Genomic DNA, 16,107 nt, shown 5'->3' on the forward strand with positions numbered 1-16,107 from the left:
TGTAGTCATTGTGAATAAAAGTGTATTTGAATTGATGTAAAATATTCCATCATTTTTACTCACTGAGATGACGATTATAACATTTTGCTAAACGACTCATTTATTGCTCTAGTCTAAGGAATAAAAAATGAAAAAATCGATTTTTCGTAACACCGGATTAGTGACCTTAGTGTCACTATTAATGGCGTGCGGAGGGAATAATAACGACGCTGAGGTGCCAGAAGTACAAACACCTGAAGTTGTAGTGCCAGAAACGCCAGTACCTGACGCCCCAGAAGCGGCTGAAATAATAAATGGTAGCTTTGAAGAAGACGCGGCAGGGCAAACAACACCAGTTGGAAATTGGGTATTTAGGCCAGATCAAGAATCAAGTGCTTCTTCAACAATAGAAGTAATCGAATCAGAAGAAGGCGTTAATGCTTACAAAGGCACTAAAGCGGTTCAGGTTACTGTTAATACATTAGGTGATAACCCTTGGGGTATTGAAATAGCTTATGAGGACATTCCTGTCACCGGCGGTAAAAATTACGAGTTTAGTGTTTGGGCCAAAGGGGAAGAGGGAACCAGTGCCGATTTTTGGATACAGACACCTGCTCCAGATTACGGCCAGCTTAGCCTAGTAAAAGAAACGCTAACAGGTGAGTGGCAAAAAATAACATTAACAGCTGCTACTGCCGAAGCTGACTCATTAGTTAGGTTAGCAATTCACTTTTCAAAAGAAGAAAACATTAATAAATCTATATACATAGACGAGTTTTCAGGCTTTATTTTAGACGATGTACCAGCAGAAGAAATACCTGATGTGCAATACAGCGAAGTAACAGCACAAAGTTTAAAAGCTTTAGCACCTAACTTTAACATAGGCGTTGCCGTGCCTGCGGGCGATTTTGGTAACAGCATAATAGATAGACCAGAAATTAAAACGATTATTGAACAACACTTTAATCAACTATCTGCCGAAAATATTATGAAGCCTACCTATTTACAACCTACCCAAGGCGAATTTTTTTATGATGATTCTGATGAGCTTGTAAACTACGCAAAAGACAACTCACTCACCGTGCATGGCCATGTTTTTGTGTGGCACTCACAAATAGCACCGTGGATGCAAAGTTTTCAAGGGGATAAAGCTGCTTGGATAACAATGATGGAAGATCACATAACGCAAATAGCCACTCATTTTGAAGAAGAAGGCGCTAACGATACCGTAGTGAGTTGGGATGTAGTTAACGAAGCGTTTATGGAAAATGGTAAATACCGTGGCGAAAAAACCACAAGTGACAGTGCCGATGAATCGGTGTGGTTTGAAAACATAGGTGCTGAATTTTTACCGCTAGCCTATAAAGCCGCAAGAGCTGCCGATCCCGATGCAGATTTATACTACAACGATTACAACCTAATTTGGAACGCCGACAAATTAGATGCCGTTATATCTATGGTTAACGATTTTCAAAATAATGGCGTGCCTATTGATGGCATAGGTTTTCAATCTCATATTTCACTCAACAGCCCTGATATTTCTACAATACAAGCTCATCTTCAAAAAGTGGTCGATATTCGCCCTAAAATTAAAGTTAAAATTACCGAATTAGATGTTCGAATGAACAACGAAGGTGGCATTCCTTTAACTTACCTAACAAGTGAAAGAGCGGATGAACAAAAGCAGTATTACTACAATATAGTTAAAACCTATTTAGAAACTGTCCCTGAAGATCAACGCGGTGGCATAACTATTTGGGGTGTAATTGACGAGGATAGCTGGTTACAAAACTGGCCAGAGCCTACTACAGAATGGCCACTTTTATTTTTTAACGATTATACAGCTAAGCCAGCGTTACAAGGTTTTGCAAATGCATTAAAAGAGCTAATTGAAGTAGTAGAGCCAACCCCTTCATCAGAACTGCTCACCAATGGTGACTTTGAAGCTGGGCTTGATTCATGGCAAGCGCGCGGAAGTGCAAGCATAACCCTAGATGCAACCCAAGCTCACACTGGCAGTAATAGTGCTTTAGTACAAGGGCGAACTGAAACGTGGAATGGTATTCAAAAAGATGTTAAAGGCTTATTTACAGCAGGTGAAACATATAATGTGTCTGCATGGATTAAGTTATCTAACGATACCAGCACCGTTTCACCAGGGGTAAAACTAACCCTACAAATAGAGCACGCTAGCACTGAGTATCTTGAACTCACGCCCGTTACAACAGTAAGCGCGGGTAGTTGGGTACAGTTGTCAGGTACCTACACGCATTCAATCACAACACAAGAAAGTGTCGCTTTACTTTATGTTGAATCAAACGAGATCACAGCTGACTTTTATGTGGACGATGTATCACTAACATTACTGGAACAATAATATATTTAAATAAACGTATTTAACCCTAAATTAAATAGCCCGCATAATTTTATGCGGGCTATTTTTTCATAAGCACTTTTTAATTTAGTATCGGCTGCATATGCGGGTTTAAATACCAAAACTGCACACACTGTGTTTATATACAGTTATTTATGTTGCTTTATAAAATCGTTACTTTTTTAAGCTATATGTGTTTACGGGGTTACTAGGTACGAGTAAAGTAAAATACTTTAAAGCCAGCAATACTTAACATTTAATACTTAACAAGGATGCTTATTGTAATGGAAAAGGTGCAACACACTAAAGAATGTATTATGTGCTTTAGCGCTATAGATTCACGGGCTAAAAAATGCCCACAATGCACCTCACTTCAAGCCAAATACTCTAACTTAGAAAACAATCCCATTATTATTGGTGCATTAGCACTTAGTATTGTTGGTATTTTTGGGTTTATTTTTTATCAAAATATTTATGTAGCAGGGCTTGAAGATCAAGCACAAAAAAACTTAATCGCTAATGTTAGCCAAATTCATACTAAAAATGAAAACGATGCATTGTATGTTGCATGCATAGGGCAGGTAAAAAACGAGTCGGACTTCGCCTTTAAAAATATAAAGTTTAAGGTCGATTTTTTAACCGAGCAAAACACGCTAGTCGATACGCTATCAATAACCGACGAAGACCTACTTATACTTCCTAATGACTCAACAAACTTTAGAGTAAGAGGTATTGCGCAAAAAAAAGCGGCCAGTTATAACAATTGCCAAGTAACAATAACCGATGCCTGGGCTTATAAATAAGCTATAAATCACTTACAAATTAATTATTAGCAGTTAGCTAAACCACTCGCTTTTTTGTTTGTAATATTAGTTATTAACTTAAAAGCCACTAAATCCAAAATTTATATAAGCCATTTTCCTAGAGCGATTAAGAATATGGATGATTTATTACTTAAGTAATCGTTTATACACTCCTTGTAACTTGCAAGTGAGGGATCGAAAATGAGCTTGATTGATGAAAGTACAAAGGATTTTGGAAGCATGAGCGTGTTGCTTCACAGCTTAGGAACTGATTGCTACCGCATTGAGTGGAATAGCAGAATGACCGGAGCTTCAATAAGCTTAATTCGTGTTAAAAAAAACGAATATATAGTTGTGCGCAAATGGGCAACCGCCCGCAATATAGATGACGTATCAGCAGAGTTTGATCGGGCTAACCAAGCACTAATTCATTTTTTAAATAATGTTGATGTAATTAAAAGTAAAAACGAAAGTATTGTTGCCGCTAAAGAGCATTGCATAAACTTATTTACCTCAGCTGAGGGCTTAAAACCAATTAGCCATCCGAGCCTACCTACGCCACGCTTACAAGAAGCCATAGGCAAAGAAGTCATTGTAAAATCAAGTTTAGGCAATTATCTAATATCAAAAGGCATGCTATTACAGCTATTAGGTAATCAAGCCGAGATTCAAGTTAATTCCGACCACCTTGACGAAGGCCAATTAAGGCAAAAGTTTTATACCAAACAAGTTCATGTTTGCTAATTAATTGCGCCATCAAAACTCAAAGGCAGCTTTACTTTAATGGTAAAGCCATTTTGTTTAAACACCTTAAAAGTGCCGCCTAACGCCGTAGTGCGCTCCTCTATAAATGCTAAACCGTAGTGGCCTGAGTTATCTGTTGGGGTTACTAAAGTCCCGTTATCGCTAATTGTTAACTCAATAAATTCGTCGCTGTTTATTATATTTATAACCAGTTTGCTGGCATTGCTGTGCTTCATACAATTGGTTACTGCTTCTTGGCAAATTCGGTAAATAGCTATTTCGTGATCTTTTGAAAGGCTATTATCTAACTTAAATTGTGGCTGATACTTAATATTTGCCTTGTGCAGTAAGCTTTTTAGTCGCCCTTGTGTTATTGCCTTTTCTAAACCGAGTTCATCTAGCTCACGCGGGCGAAGATAATGCATTAATTGATAAACAGAGTCATACATCGAATTAGCATTGTTTTTTAATGTAGTCACAAACGATTGGGTATCTTCGTTACTAAGGTGCGACAAAATAGCTAAATCTGTTTTTAATGCTGTTAGGTTTTGCCCTAATTCGTCATGCAACTCTTGCGAAAGGTGCTTTCGCTCGTTTTCTTGCACCGACACCATTTTGGCAGCCAGCGCCGTGTTTTGAGTTAGCTGCTCTTTAAGCTCTTTATTGATTTGCTTTAACTCGTTGTTTTTACGTTTAAGCTCAGTAATTGCAGCGCCTAAAACCATACTGGTAATTGCGTTTGCTAAAATAAATAACTGGCTAATGTAGGTATTGCTAGGCTCGTGCGTAATGCTTGCTTCAACAATTATTAATGCGTTAATTAGCGCTGCACTGCTTACAGCCCCTAACGAGCCATACTTATACGAAAACCAAATTATAGGTAGTAACGATGCAAGCCTTAATAGCGGGTAGGTGTCTGGGCGAACCGCATAGACAAAAAATACAATTAATATAAAACACACTAAAGTGGCTACTAGGCCAAATAATTTAGTGAGCCTGACTGTGTTAAAACTGTATTTAGAATCGTAAATTAACATAATAAAAGGGGCAATTAACAGCGAGCCAGTAATATCGCCCAAGCACATGTTTAACTGATACTGCAGTAGCTCTTTAGCAACCAATACATTTGTAAATTCAAACGCACTGGCAAACAAAAACCACTTTATAGATGTACTTGCAACACAAAGCAGTATTAACGAAAGTATACCTAGGCTGTCGTTAATGCTTGGCGGCCAGCGGCTATTTTTAAACACATAAACAAGCGCTATAAAGCAAAGCTCCTGCCAAAAGCCATGAAATAAATCAAACTCCCAAACCCCGCTGTATGTTAAACCAAGCTGTGCAGCTAAAGCGCGCGATACAACCCATAAGGTGAGCCAATATCGTGTTGGAGTGAGTAAGTAAAACGCAATTTTTACGCCTGCGGGAATAAATATCGCGCTGCTCTCGGGTACGGTTTCAAGGTTTTGGCTAACCCAAAAAGCGGCGAGTGAAGCAATAAAGTAAATTAGCCCCACCAATAACTGTTTAGCTACCTCTTTGTATGCGGTAGTAAAACTAACATTAGATAAAGAAGAAACGTTAGGTAAGTTCATCTAACTGTATTACTCCCGCATCAATTGCAATTTTTAGCAGTTCAAACGAGGTCGTAACATTAAGTTTGCTGTATATGTTTGCTTTGTGTACATGTGCTGTTTTAGGCATTATTTCGAGTATTTGCGCAACTTGTTTAGCGTTTAATCCCTTAGAAAATAACGGAAGGGCTTCAAGCTCTCTGTTAGTAAGCACAGTTAATGCTAAATTTTCGCTACTCATCGAAAAATTTACGTCTTCACTAATGTATCTTTTACCTAAAGCGACCGCTTTAACTGCATCTATTAGCTCATCAGAGGCAGAGCGCTTAGACACATAACCCAAAGCACCTAATCGCAAAGCATTGCTTACATAAGGTTCGTGGTCGTGCATGGAGGCCACAATACTTTTAATATGCGGGAAAGACCCTTCAAGGTACGATAAAAAAGAAAGGCCGGTTTCAGTCCCGTTAAGCGATATATCAACAATAAATATATCAGGTTGTTCAAGCTCTACAGCCAGCTTGGCTTCTGTCACGCTGCAGGCTTCAATAATTACTTTCCAATCTGGTTGTAACTCTAAAAGCTTTTTAAAGCTGTCTCTTACTAATTGATGATCTTCTATGATGCCAATGAGCATTTAAATCTCCTTTTATGCTTACAATACAGCGGGGCGGGTAACTAATTACCTAAAACGTTTAAATGGGTTACCTCACTTAAAAGCAAGGTAACAAAACCAGTGGTTCTAAATTGGTAATTAGTTACTGGTGGAGATTACAACTGAGCTCTTTTTATAGCAGCTCATTGTTATTGCGAAAGAATAATCTCAGTAATACCTTCGGCAGATAGTATTTCAATCCAGTAGCCGTCAGGGTCTTTAATAAATGCTAGGCCCTTCATTGAGCCATCATCTGGTTTTTTTACAAACTCAACGTCGTACTTTGCAAAGCGCTCACAGGCTTCGTAAACATCCGGTACGCTAATACCAATATGCCCAAATCCTTTAGGTTCTTGGTTACCACTGTGGTAGCCCTCAAAGCTGTCGTCGGTTTCGGTGCCCCAGTTATGGGTTAACTCAATTAGCGCAGGGCGACGAAACACCCATTCTGCTTTAGTTTTATCATCACCTTGTGGCAATTCTTGCTCGTAGCCTAAAAAGTAAAGCGTAAACTTCATACCAGGAAAATCATACTTACCTAACAGCTTCATACCTAATACATTTTGGTAAAATTCAAGCGACGGCTTTGGATCTTTAATACGTAACATAGTTTGTTGCATAACAAAGCCTTGAGTGGCCTGTTCAACTTGTTCTGGAGATTCGTTATAGTTAGACATGGTGATCCTTACTGAAAATTATAAAAAGGGTGTAAGTATTACGTGTTCCATCATAATCAACCCCCACTTAAATTAAAACCATTCTAGGTAATTCAACGCGTTATAATTGCCTTTAAATTACTAGCACAGTATTTGCAAAGCGTATAATTAAAACTAATGGGCTGTTAAATATCTCTTGTGCATATTATTAACACAAACTAGGACTTTTTTTTGAAAACACTTTTACCTTTACTAAGTCTAATATTACAGGCTTTTTTATTACTCGCACTCACGAGTTTTTTTAGTGGGTTTTATAATGCGTATACAGTATTTGCTGGTGGTGATCCTAAGTTAATCGCGGGGCATATTTCATCAGCCATTGTTGTATCACTGATACAAATTATTCCTGCTTTAATTGGGCTTTTTATAAATACGTACGTGCTAAATAGTAGGTTAAATAAAAACATAAACAGCTCAGCCATGTTTATAAATATTTCAAAATTTTATGCCTACCTGTGGATTTTATTTATTCCACTTGGTACGTTTTTAGGTATTAAGCAATTAATTAGATTAAAAAATGTAAGTAAATAACGAGCACTTACAAAAAAGGAGCCACTATGTTTTACGATGATATTCAGGGGTTATTACGTGTACTTACAATAGGTGTACTGGGTTATATTGCACTGGTGTTTTGGTTGCGTGTATCGGGTAAACGTACGCTTTCAAAGTGGAACGTGTTCGACTTTATAGTCACCATTGCGCTGGGCTCTATATTGGCGTCTGTTATTATTTCAAAAAGTGTTCCGTTAGCTGAGGGCATACTTGCCTTTGTAGTATTAATAGGGCTGCAATATGTTATTACGTGGCTTAGTGTGCGCACGTCAAAATTTGCTGCGCTTATAAAAGCAGAGCCCACGCTTTTACTGAGTGATGGTGAATACTGCACTGCTGCACTTAAATCGCAGCGGGTAACAAAATCAGAAATTCGCGCCGCTATTCGTGGCGCTGGTATACTAGCCATAGAAGATGTAGCCGCAGTAGTGTTAGAAACCGATGGCAGTTTTAGCGTACTTAAGCAAAATAACAGCGGGTTAAAAACCGCGTTAAGTGATGTAAGCGGGCATTAAATTAATACGCTAATAGTTATATTAACTAAGGCAGGTATATTACCTGCCTTATTTTGTATTAAAGCTTATTTTTATTTAGCGTGCTGCTCTAATAAACTAAAGGTAGGTAAGCGCCACTTAAAGCGTATTGACGCCATACGTATTAAGTAGCCTGCAACAAGGCTTACAATAATGCTGATGTTATCGTCAATATTGTAATGGTGTAGCGCTAAGTATAAACAGGCAACAAGTAAGGATACACTCGCGTATAGCTCGTTATGTAATACCAACGGTGCTTGGCGACATATTAAATCACGAAGTAATCCACCAAATACGCCAGTAACAACCGCAGCCACTACACAAATACCATAATGCAGGCCCATATTTAGCCCCACTTGGCAGCCAATAATACTAAAGGCAGCTAAACCCAGGGCGTCTAAGCGCATAAATATGCCTTTAAATTTAACTACCCATTTAGCCAGCCACGTAGTGACAATACCGGCAATACAGGTAATTAATAAATATTCTGGGTGCTGTACCCACGTAAGCGGGTAATTGCCTAGTAATATATCTCGAACGCTACCACCGCCAATTGCCGTGGCGCTGGCTACTAGCACTACGCCAAACCAATCCATTTTCATTCGTCCTGCGCTAAGTGCGCCAGTCATGGCTTCTGCTGTAATACCAATAATATAAACAATCGTTAATAGCATGAGATAATCACTTAAAATACGTGCGTAAAAATAAGGTGTGGATTGTATAGATAAATTAAGTAAATAACGAATGAAAAATCGTACTAAAAAAGGTTAATTCAGATAGAAATAACTAATGACAAAACCTAGTGTAAACAAGCTGTTAAGCTGGTGGGTGAGTGCGTAATGGTTGATGTGAATTAAAGGACATTTGGCCGTAAATTATAAATAAAATAAGTTGAGGTTTAGTTGTTTTTAGCACGTTTATTTTTAGCTAAATTTAATGGTTAAGTTTAATAATTTGGTTTAGTAGGTAAAGCGTAAAATTAACGCAATATGAATATTTAGTTGCATGGTTTTAATTTAGGAACGTATAATAACAAGTGTTAACTAAATGGAATTTGCGTAAAACGCAGCTTAAGCAGAGCAGGTGAATACATGAACAAAGGATTGTTAAAGTCGTGGAAAACAGACAAAGGTTTTGGTTTTATTAAATCAGACACCCTAGAACACGACACATTTGTACACATATCGGCGCTCAAACACATGAGCCGCAAGCCAAAAGTTGGCGACACCATTTACTTTGAAGTAGCTACACAGCCCGACGGTAAAACCAAAGCAGTTAACTGCCGTATAGAAGGCGTTGCAGAGCTTAAAGCACCTTATCAAAAACACAATAACCAGCCGCACCGCATTGCCAAATCTAATTTTGCCAGTAGCTTTTTAGGTAAAGTTGCCTCAATAGCGCTTATTGCAGCACTTTGTTTTTATGCGATTAATAAATACAACACTCACTCAAGCAGCCAAACACCCATTATCACCAATGATTTAGCCACTAATGACGATTTAGCCACCTTTGATGAAACATACCCAAAAGTCGTTATTCCTAAAAGCACGCAAAATTTTACGTGTGATGGCAGGCAATATTGTACTGAAATGCGCTCACGCGAAGAGGCGGTCTTTTTTATAAATAATTGCCCGAATACAAAAATGGATGGGGATGGCGATGGTAAACCTTGTGAAAATGATTCACGGTTTTAAAGGCTAGGGCTATAAAGCTTTCAGCTTTAAATAAAAATAGATTCAATTAATGGCTGTATATAAATACAGCTATGTAAGTTTTGCCCCATAACATTATTAAAGGTCGTTTTGGGGTTAAATAACAATGGTCATTAAACAACCCTTGTAGTTCGTTGTTACCAGTAGAGTTATTTAGTGTAATTATTTAACAATGTAATGTACGCAGTTTAGAGGGGTTATAACCTAATAAATTGGAGTTCAATAAGCTGTTAGCTTTTCGGAGTAGAATCGAACATGGATGATTATCAAAATCCCCTTCCGGGAAAAACATATATAAGTCCTTCTCTCCAATCATTCGGAAATAAGGAGCGTAGAGTTCGGATAGCTTCAAAAATACTTCCATCAGAAGATGGTTACGAATATGTAAAAGAGCGAGATGAAGTTGTTCTACGGAAGAAACAAGATGCTAAAACATACATAACAGCTAAGTTTCTTGAGGATACAAGACAAACTTTTGTACTCACAGTTCAAAAATTTATGACAGAAACAGGTCAACCTTATGGCTCTGGTTTCTCTTTTGTCGATGAAGAGATTGGTCGCTTTTGTGAATTCTTAGCAAATATTCAGGCTGTAGATTTTAAAACTAGATCTAAAGTCAATATTACGGATGAAGAACTTAGAAAAATAGCTTTAACAACTCACCAAGCAAAAACCTTTGTTACTGAAAACCAAGAGCTATTTGCTGAAGCCTTGAAATCAGAAGTGACAACGGAGGACTTAATTGCTGTAGGCTTCAGAAAGAAGCAGTTGAGTGTATATAGTCAGCTTCTAATTGACCAAAATTATTTTGATGATATTAAAAAAAGAAAAGGCTGTACTAATGAAGGTCTCTGGCAAAAATACTTTGAAAAAAACCCATGGATATTTGGTTATGGGTTAGGTTACATATTCTTGTCTGGTTTAGATGACAGGAAATTAGAACAAGTAGTCCAAGGGTTTAGCGTAGTATCACACGGTAAACGTGTTGATGCGTTAATGAAAACAAAAGGTATTATATCTAACCTTTGCTTTATAGAAATTAAAACTCATGCAACAGATTTACTTGAGACAAAACCTTATAGGTCTGGATGTTGGGCACCATCAAAAGAACTGGCGGGAGCTATTGCACAAGTACAGGGTACTGTTGCTTCGGCCGTGGAAAATTTATCGAGTAAAATTACCCCTAATGATAAAGTAGGGAATCCTACTGGTGAAGAAATCTTTAATTATCAACCAAAATCATACTTGGTAATCGGAAGTATGGATGAGTTTGTATCTGATAATGGTGTGAATAAAGACAAACTGAGGTCGTTTGAATTATTACGTAAAAATACATCAAACCCCGAGATTATAACATTTGACGAACTATATGAGCGTGCAAGATTTATCGTTCATAACAACCAAAGCTAACAAGAACATTAAACGGAAAATTTACGGTTGGCTGTTTTCCGCTCCTCAAAAATTTTAGCCAACTACAAATTTCCGCTTATGTAAGCGTTAAACGCAAGTCGAGTATCATCAGCATGGAGGCATTATGAACCAAGTAGAAATTCTTGTTTTAGCTAATTCAATAAAACACCATCAACACTGTATTGCAGGGAAATACCTTGCGAGTGGCCAGTGGGTTCGACCAGTTTCAAATGAAGCTGGTGCAGAACTTAACCATAATCAGGCGAAATATCAAAATCCATATGGAACTTTTACTGTAAAGCCATTACAGAAAATATTCATGAATTTTTCTCGCCATGTTCCTTTAACCCATCAGCCAGAAAACTACCTAATTGACGATACTGTTTGGCGTCAAAATTACTCTATTGATTTAAACGAGTTAAATAATCACCTAGACCATCCTGATAGTCTTTGGGGGGAAGGAAATCGTGTTCCATATATTCAAATTCAACTTGGAACAATTAAAATTGAACAGTCACTTTACTTAGTAAAAGTTGATAATATTCAGTTGTATATGAAAGATGATAAAAGAAAAATATCTTTCAAATATAACGAGTTTGATTATGAATTACCTGCAACAGATCCAAATTTTGACAATCTTTTCGGCGATTTCTCGAAAATTTGTGGGGTAATATGTGTAAGTCTCGGAGAGGAATTTCAAGGCAATTGTTATAAACTAGTCGCCACTATCTTTTAAGGGGGTAAAATGGATATTTTTACTATCGGATTTACTAAAAAAAATGCAGAAACTTTTTTTAATTTTATTAAAGCATCCAATGTTTCAACATTACTTGATGTGCGTTTGAACAATGTTTCGCAACTTGCGGGCTTTGCGAAAAGAGACGATTTAAAATTCTTTTTAAAAGAGTTGTGTGGTACAGAATATATTCATACTCCAGAACTTGCACCAACAAAAGATATGTTAAGCCTTTATAAAAAAGGTGAAATGCCATGGGAAAAATATGAAGACAAGTTTCTAAATTTGATGTCTCAGCGACAGATAGAAAAGACGGTAAAACCTACTTTATTAGACCACGGTTGTTTACTATGCAGTGAGCATGAGCCCACCTATGCCATAGGCGCTTAGTTGTGGATTACTTGAACGAAAACTCAGAGTTAGACTTGAAAGTTAAGCACTTATATTAAATGAAAAATATTTTAATTCTTTATCCAAAGCAATTTAATTGCTTTGAGAAATTTAAAAGAAAAGTCCTAAGGATAACTGAGAATATAAACTTATTCTCAGTTTTGTATTTGGATGATCATAATAACTTGATTAATCGGTTATTTTCACAAGAAAACACCAGTGTAGCTTTATCACAAATATCTGAAATTGCTCTGGACAACATTACTCATGCCATTATATTTGATGATGGTGAAGAATTTGTGGATGAGACTCTACTACTGGAAAATAATAAAATTCCATTGCGTAAAATTCAAATTAAAATAACTCGTGTGATTAATATCAAAAAAGATAGCCAGTTTTCTTCTCAAAAATCCACTTCAGAATATGAGTATATTGGTCGTGGATCTTACTGGGGTAATCCATATTCGATGTATGAAGAAGGCGATAGTCGAGAAGAAGTTATAAGAAAATATAAATACGATTTTGATTATGAAAAATTTCTTAATAAAGACAAATCCGAGGTTTATAAGTTAGAAGGAAAGCGATTGGGATGTTTTTGCAAACCTCAAAGTTGTCATGGCGATGTATTAGCTGATTTTTTAAATTCATGGGATGACGGTAAGTAGCGCTTAATGGCCAACGTAAAAGAAATTAATAAGAAAAAGAAATTAATAAGACACCCATTCTTAATTAGAAATTAATAAGACACCCATTCTTAATTTTGCCCTTTTAAAATTAAGGACTACGTTTTAGTTAGTTCAAAAAAGAGCAGGGTGTCTTATGGCAATTGCAAGAAAGCGTCAAATAAGTTTGGTTGATACAAAATACTATCACTGTATTTCACGCTGTGTTCGTCGTGCATTTTTATGTGGAGAAAGTAATTGGGGTCAAATCTTGACTTCATACATTAAAGCATAAATTGGTTTAAAGGTTTTGATTCAAGCTATTTATCTCCTCTAAAAGCGCAGCGCCTAATATCCTCTTTGTGAATTAGCCTTTAGATTACGAAGAGGGCATAAAATTAATAAGACACCCATCTTAAATTTCAGCTTAGTCAGCAGTGCAGAGCAAGTTTTCGGAGTATTAAAAGCAAGAATTAATAAGACACCCATCTTAAATTTCAGCTTAGTCAGCAGTGCAGAGCAAGTTTTCGGAGTATTAAAAAATGGATTTTGTTATATACTTAATTTTATTTTTATTGTTCTATATTTTAGTCAATTATATCCAAAGCATTATTGGGTATTACCCTAAACTAGCTAGAGAATATAAAACGGATTTAATTATTTCTGATTCCTCACTTTTAAAATCAAGCAGTATGTACTTGACGAATGTGGCAGATATTTCTCGTGAGAAAAACAGTGAATATCGGACTTGGCTAAATATCAAATCATTTCAGCAAGGTATATTTATAAGCCAAAAACGGATGTTGATTCTACTATTTCCCAGGAGTTTTTTAATACCATGGGAGCAAATTAGTTTAATAAAAGAAAAAACTAATTTTCTTAAAAATCAATATCTTTATAAAGTCGAATGTAAAAAAGAACCTGTTTATATCATTACGAAATTCGATTTATTAAAAAACAAATGAACAGAAACACCCATCCTAAATTTTGCTCTTTTCAAAATTTAGGACTACGTTTTAGTTAGTGCAAAAAACGAGCAGGGTGTCTTATGGCAATTGCAAGAAAGCGTCAAGTAAGTTTGGTTGATACAAAATACTATCACTGTATTTCACGCTGTGTTCGTCGTGCATTTTTATGTGGAGAAGACCGTTTTACAGGTCAATCTTACGAGCATCGTAGAGGTTGGGTTGAAGATAAGTTACTTATGCTCGCAAAAATATTTTGTATTGATGTATGTGCTTATGCCGTAATGAGTAATCACACCCATTTGGTACTATATGTAGATGATAAGAAAGCAAACAGGCTGAATGATAAAGCGATTGTTATTCGCTGGCATAAACTGTGTAAAGGCACATTGTTAACGCAAAAATATGTACAAGGTGAAAAGCTAAGTAAAGTTGAACTCATCTTTTTCAACCAAACGGTTAAACAATACCGCGAACGTCTAGCAAGTATTAGCTGGTTTATGCGGTTGTTAAATGAAGACATTGCGCGCAGAGCAAATAAAGAAGATAACTGCACAGGACGATTCTGGGAGGGTAGATTCAAATCGCAAGCATTACTAGATGAAGCAGCCCTTGCAGCGTGTATGGCCTATGTCGATTTAAATCCCATTAGGGCTAAAATGGCTAACACACCAGAAGAGTCAGACCATACCAGTGTAAAAAAGCGCTTAACATGCGCGACAGAAGGCATACAGCCTAAACAGTTACTACGTTTTGCAGGTATGCCACGTCAGATTATGCCTAAAGGACTGCCGTTTGAGCTTAAATCGTACCTTGAACTTGTTGAGCTAACAGGGCGAATAATACGAGAGGATAAACGCGGGTATATTGATAACATGAACCTACCTTTGTTAGAAAGGCTTAATATCTCCCCAGAGAACTGGTTAAAACTGACTACGCAATTTACGCGCGTATTTCATGGTGCAGTAGGCAGGCCCACTTCACAAGCAAGTTACTGTGAAAACTTAAAGCGGAAACGGCGATCAAATATTAGCAACTGCGAAAAGCTACTCGCATAAAACTTAAGCTACTCAGTAAAACTATTCAGTAATAAATCACAACTGCATTATGCTGTTATTTTCATGCGTGTAATTTAGCTTTAATAGGGCTAATTACTTATTTAACGGATGAAATAAAGTGACCCAGTTATAAAAGATAAATTCTTAATCTGAATAGCGAATTTTTTGGCATAGTTTTGTTTGTTCAATTAAAGTGGCTGTCTAGTTTAGTCACTAAAGTGGCTGTCTAGTTTAGTCTGGCATAGTTTAGTCTGGCATCAGTTCAAACGTAAAACATCGGCGAATTAGCACTCTAATACACGCCGATGTTTATAACTCATTTAAGTAAGCACATTACTTGTAAGGTATTAAGCCTCAGTCTTGTTTACGGTTAAGGCTTATTAAACATATCGCTAAAAGTAATGTAGCAATCATGCCTGAAGCGCCAGCAACACCTGATGGCATAAAACCATCACGGCCAAAGATGATTAATATAGCATTGGCAAACATGGCAACCACACCAGCTAAGGCTGTAAGGCCGCCAATCGCTTTGCCACCTTTAGCTATAAAAGACAGGCCAAAAACAAGAGCTGCTAATCCCAATAATAATTTAGCTGCGTAGTAAATCATGAATGACAAAGAAACCACGCCACTAATTAAAGGTTGTGCGCCTTCTACGGCACCCGCTACTTTTCCAAATGTAGAAAACAAAGTAAGGCCAATGCTTACCTGCACAATGTTAAGAATCGCGCTAAATGTTATAGCCGACCATCCTAGCTGAGAGTTTTTTGCTTGCACCATAGCAGAACCCGCAAAGGCAACAAGTAAAGTGAAAACCACGGCTTCTAGTCCCCATGCATACTGCCTTGAAAAACTAATTTCTGCACTGTAAAGGGCAGTAAAAACAGCCTGTGTTAACGCCAATACCAACAATAAAGATGCCGTAATTAGCATGGTTCGTTTATTCGTAAATTCCATTATGTACCTCTTATAATTTTATATTTAATGCTTTTAGCTGTAATAGCTGTAATAGCTGTAATAGCTGTAATAGCTGTAATAGCTGTAATAGCTGTAATAGCTCTCATACTTGAGTAGAAGACAGGTAAAGCTATTTAATTATTTCACTCAAACCTACAAAAGTAATAATTAATAACAAATAGGCTCAAGCTACGGATTTTAATTAAAACTTAAATCGGCAAAGTCGTTGTGATTCAAGCCATTTATGCCTCTAAAAGCGCAGGGTCTCACACTTTCTTTGTGAATTA

General features: G+C 36.9%; 17 protein-coding genes and 1 pseudogene. 13 read left to right on the forward strand and 5 right to left on the reverse strand.

The features are described from left to right. Positions 1 to 127 precede the first annotated feature (127 nt). The 3 genes from CXF76_RS13935 (at position 128) to CXF76_RS13945 (ending at position 3,900) form a co-directional block, all read left to right on the forward strand. Entirely contained in the window at positions 128 to 2,356 is a 2,229-nt protein-coding gene (locus tag CXF76_RS13935) for an endo-1,4-beta-xylanase (RefSeq protein WP_101163975.1), read from the forward strand. Positions 2,357 to 2,637: 281 nt separating this feature from the next. Further along, positions 2,638 to 3,156, forward strand: a complete 519-nt coding sequence (locus tag CXF76_RS13940) for a hypothetical protein (RefSeq protein WP_101163976.1) — start codon at positions 2,638 to 2,640, stop codon at positions 3,154 to 3,156. A gap of 201 nt (positions 3,157 to 3,357) precedes the next feature. Next, complete coding sequence (locus CXF76_RS13945) at positions 3,358 to 3,900, forward strand: hypothetical protein (RefSeq protein WP_039487923.1); 543 nt, start codon at positions 3,358 to 3,360, stop codon at positions 3,898 to 3,900. Here CXF76_RS13945 and CXF76_RS13950 read toward each other — a convergent pair. The 3 genes from CXF76_RS13950 to gloA form a co-directional block, all read right to left on the reverse strand. Further along, positions 3,897 to 5,495: an MASE1 domain-containing protein gene (locus CXF76_RS13950; protein WP_101163977.1), complete on the reverse strand. Its 1,599-nt coding sequence runs from the start codon at positions 5,493 to 5,495 to the stop codon at positions 3,897 to 3,899. The two genes, CXF76_RS13945 and CXF76_RS13950, sit on opposite strands and share 4 nt — an antisense overlap. After that, positions 5,482 to 6,111 (reverse strand): response regulator transcription factor, encoded by a 630-nt coding sequence (locus CXF76_RS13955; protein ID WP_101163978.1) that lies wholly within the window; start codon positions 6,109 to 6,111, stop codon positions 5,482 to 5,484. Before CXF76_RS13955 ends, CXF76_RS13950 begins: the two co-directional genes overlap by 14 nt. A gap of 167 nt (positions 6,112 to 6,278) precedes the next feature. Continuing rightward, the gene (gene gloA, locus CXF76_RS13960) at positions 6,279 to 6,806 is read right to left on the reverse strand and encodes a lactoylglutathione lyase (RefSeq protein WP_024593600.1); all 528 of its coding nucleotides are present in this window, start codon (positions 6,804 to 6,806) and stop codon (positions 6,279 to 6,281) included. Between the two features lie 210 nt (positions 6,807 to 7,016). Here gloA and CXF76_RS13965 point away from each other — a divergent pair, with 210 nt between their 5' ends. Together CXF76_RS13965 and CXF76_RS13970 are read left to right on the forward strand one after the other, a co-directional pair. Then, entirely contained in the window at positions 7,017 to 7,376 is a 360-nt protein-coding gene (locus CXF76_RS13965; RefSeq protein WP_101163979.1) for a hypothetical protein, read from the forward strand. A 26-nt stretch (positions 7,377 to 7,402) separates the two neighbouring features. Further along, complete coding sequence (locus CXF76_RS13970; RefSeq protein WP_101163980.1) at positions 7,403 to 7,912, forward strand: DUF421 domain-containing protein; 510 nt, start codon at positions 7,403 to 7,405, stop codon at positions 7,910 to 7,912. Between the two features lie 71 nt (positions 7,913 to 7,983). Here CXF76_RS13970 and CXF76_RS13975 read toward each other — a convergent pair whose 3' ends face one another. Then, on the reverse strand, positions 7,984 to 8,604 hold the full coding sequence (locus CXF76_RS13975) for a trimeric intracellular cation channel family protein (protein ID WP_002961255.1): 621 nt from the start codon (positions 8,602 to 8,604) through the stop codon (positions 7,984 to 7,986). Positions 8,605 to 9,021: 417 nt separating this feature from the next. On the opposite strand from CXF76_RS13975, the gene CXF76_RS13980 reads away from it, so the two are divergent. The 8 genes and pseudogenes from CXF76_RS13980 (at position 9,022) to CXF76_RS14015 (ending at position 14,863) form a co-directional block, all read left to right on the forward strand. Next, positions 9,022 to 9,624, forward strand: a complete 603-nt coding sequence (locus CXF76_RS13980) for a cold shock domain-containing protein (RefSeq protein ID WP_101163981.1) — start codon at positions 9,022 to 9,024, stop codon at positions 9,622 to 9,624. A gap of 273 nt (positions 9,625 to 9,897) precedes the next feature. Beyond that, positions 9,898 to 11,052: a Shedu immune nuclease family protein gene (locus tag CXF76_RS13985; RefSeq protein ID WP_101163982.1), complete on the forward strand. Its 1,155-nt coding sequence runs from the start codon at positions 9,898 to 9,900 to the stop codon at positions 11,050 to 11,052. Between the two features lie 124 nt (positions 11,053 to 11,176). Beyond that, positions 11,177 to 11,788 carry a dual OB domain-containing protein gene (locus tag CXF76_RS13990; RefSeq protein WP_101163983.1) on the forward strand — a complete coding sequence of 204 codons (612 nt, stop codon included), beginning with the start codon at positions 11,177 to 11,179 and terminating at the stop codon, positions 11,786 to 11,788. 9 nt (positions 11,789 to 11,797) lie between these two features. After that, positions 11,798 to 12,178, forward strand: coding sequence for a DUF488 domain-containing protein (locus CXF76_RS13995; RefSeq protein ID WP_232785126.1), 381 nt, complete (start codon positions 11,798 to 11,800; stop codon positions 12,176 to 12,178). A gap of 59 nt (positions 12,179 to 12,237) precedes the next feature. Beyond that, entirely contained in the window at positions 12,238 to 12,843 is a 606-nt protein-coding gene (locus CXF76_RS14000; RefSeq protein WP_101163984.1) for a DUF4326 domain-containing protein, read from the forward strand. A gap of 154 nt (positions 12,844 to 12,997) precedes the next feature. Further along, positions 12,998 to 13,102: pseudogene (locus CXF76_RS14005) on the forward strand (transposase); the annotation flags it as partial. A 280-nt stretch (positions 13,103 to 13,382) separates the two neighbouring features. Further along, positions 13,383 to 13,805 carry a hypothetical protein gene (locus tag CXF76_RS14010; protein WP_101163985.1) on the forward strand — a complete coding sequence of 141 codons (423 nt, stop codon included), beginning with the start codon at positions 13,383 to 13,385 and terminating at the stop codon, positions 13,803 to 13,805. Positions 13,806 to 13,888: 83 nt separating this feature from the next. Continuing rightward, positions 13,889 to 14,863: a transposase gene (locus CXF76_RS14015; RefSeq protein ID WP_101163986.1), complete on the forward strand. Its 975-nt coding sequence runs from the start codon at positions 13,889 to 13,891 to the stop codon at positions 14,861 to 14,863. Between the two features lie 354 nt (positions 14,864 to 15,217). Here the strand turns inward: CXF76_RS14015 and CXF76_RS14020 are convergent, their stop codons facing one another. Then, positions 15,218 to 15,820: a thiamine biosynthesis protein ThiC gene (locus tag CXF76_RS14020; RefSeq protein ID WP_101163987.1), complete on the reverse strand. Its 603-nt coding sequence runs from the start codon at positions 15,818 to 15,820 to the stop codon at positions 15,218 to 15,220. Positions 15,821 to 16,107: the final 287 nt, after the last annotated feature.

The sequence above is a fragment of the Pseudoalteromonas sp. 78C3 genome (assembly GCF_002836695.1).
In the GTDB taxonomy this organism is placed as follows: Bacteria; Pseudomonadota; Gammaproteobacteria; order Enterobacterales; family Alteromonadaceae; genus Pseudoalteromonas; species Pseudoalteromonas arctica.

Coding starts and splice junctions, on each gene's coding strand:
- CXF76_RS13935 (WP_101163975.1), top strand. CDS start 128: ATGAAAAAATCGATTTTTCGTAACACCGGATTAGTGACCTTAGTGTCA.
- CXF76_RS13940 (WP_101163976.1), top strand. CDS start 2,638: ATGGAAAAGGTGCAACACACTAAAGAATGTATTATGTGCTTTAGCGCT.
- CXF76_RS13945 (WP_039487923.1), top strand. CDS start 3,358: ATGAGCTTGATTGATGAAAGTACAAAGGATTTTGGAAGCATGAGCGTG.
- CXF76_RS13950 (WP_101163977.1), bottom strand. CDS start 5,495: ATGAACTTACCTAACGTTTCTTCTTTATCTAATGTTAGTTTTACTACC.
- CXF76_RS13955 (WP_101163978.1), bottom strand. CDS start 6,111: ATGCTCATTGGCATCATAGAAGATCATCAATTAGTAAGAGACAGCTTT.
- gloA (WP_024593600.1), bottom strand. CDS start 6,806: ATGTCTAACTATAACGAATCTCCAGAACAAGTTGAACAGGCCACTCAA.
- CXF76_RS13970 (WP_101163980.1), top strand. CDS start 7,403: ATGTTTTACGATGATATTCAGGGGTTATTACGTGTACTTACAATAGGT.
- CXF76_RS13975 (WP_002961255.1), bottom strand. CDS start 8,604: ATGCTATTAACGATTGTTTATATTATTGGTATTACAGCAGAAGCCATG.
- CXF76_RS13980 (WP_101163981.1), top strand. CDS start 9,022: ATGAACAAAGGATTGTTAAAGTCGTGGAAAACAGACAAAGGTTTTGGT.
- CXF76_RS13985 (WP_101163982.1), top strand. CDS start 9,898: ATGGATGATTATCAAAATCCCCTTCCGGGAAAAACATATATAAGTCCT.
- CXF76_RS13990 (WP_101163983.1), top strand. CDS start 11,177: ATGAACCAAGTAGAAATTCTTGTTTTAGCTAATTCAATAAAACACCAT.
- CXF76_RS13995 (WP_232785126.1), top strand. CDS start 11,798: ATGGATATTTTTACTATCGGATTTACTAAAAAAAATGCAGAAACTTTT.
- CXF76_RS14000 (WP_101163984.1), top strand. CDS start 12,238: ATGAAAAATATTTTAATTCTTTATCCAAAGCAATTTAATTGCTTTGAG.
- CXF76_RS14010 (WP_101163985.1), top strand. CDS start 13,383: ATGGATTTTGTTATATACTTAATTTTATTTTTATTGTTCTATATTTTA.
- CXF76_RS14015 (WP_101163986.1), top strand. CDS start 13,889: ATGGCAATTGCAAGAAAGCGTCAAGTAAGTTTGGTTGATACAAAATAC.
- CXF76_RS14020 (WP_101163987.1), bottom strand. CDS start 15,820: ATGGAATTTACGAATAAACGAACCATGCTAATTACGGCATCTTTATTG.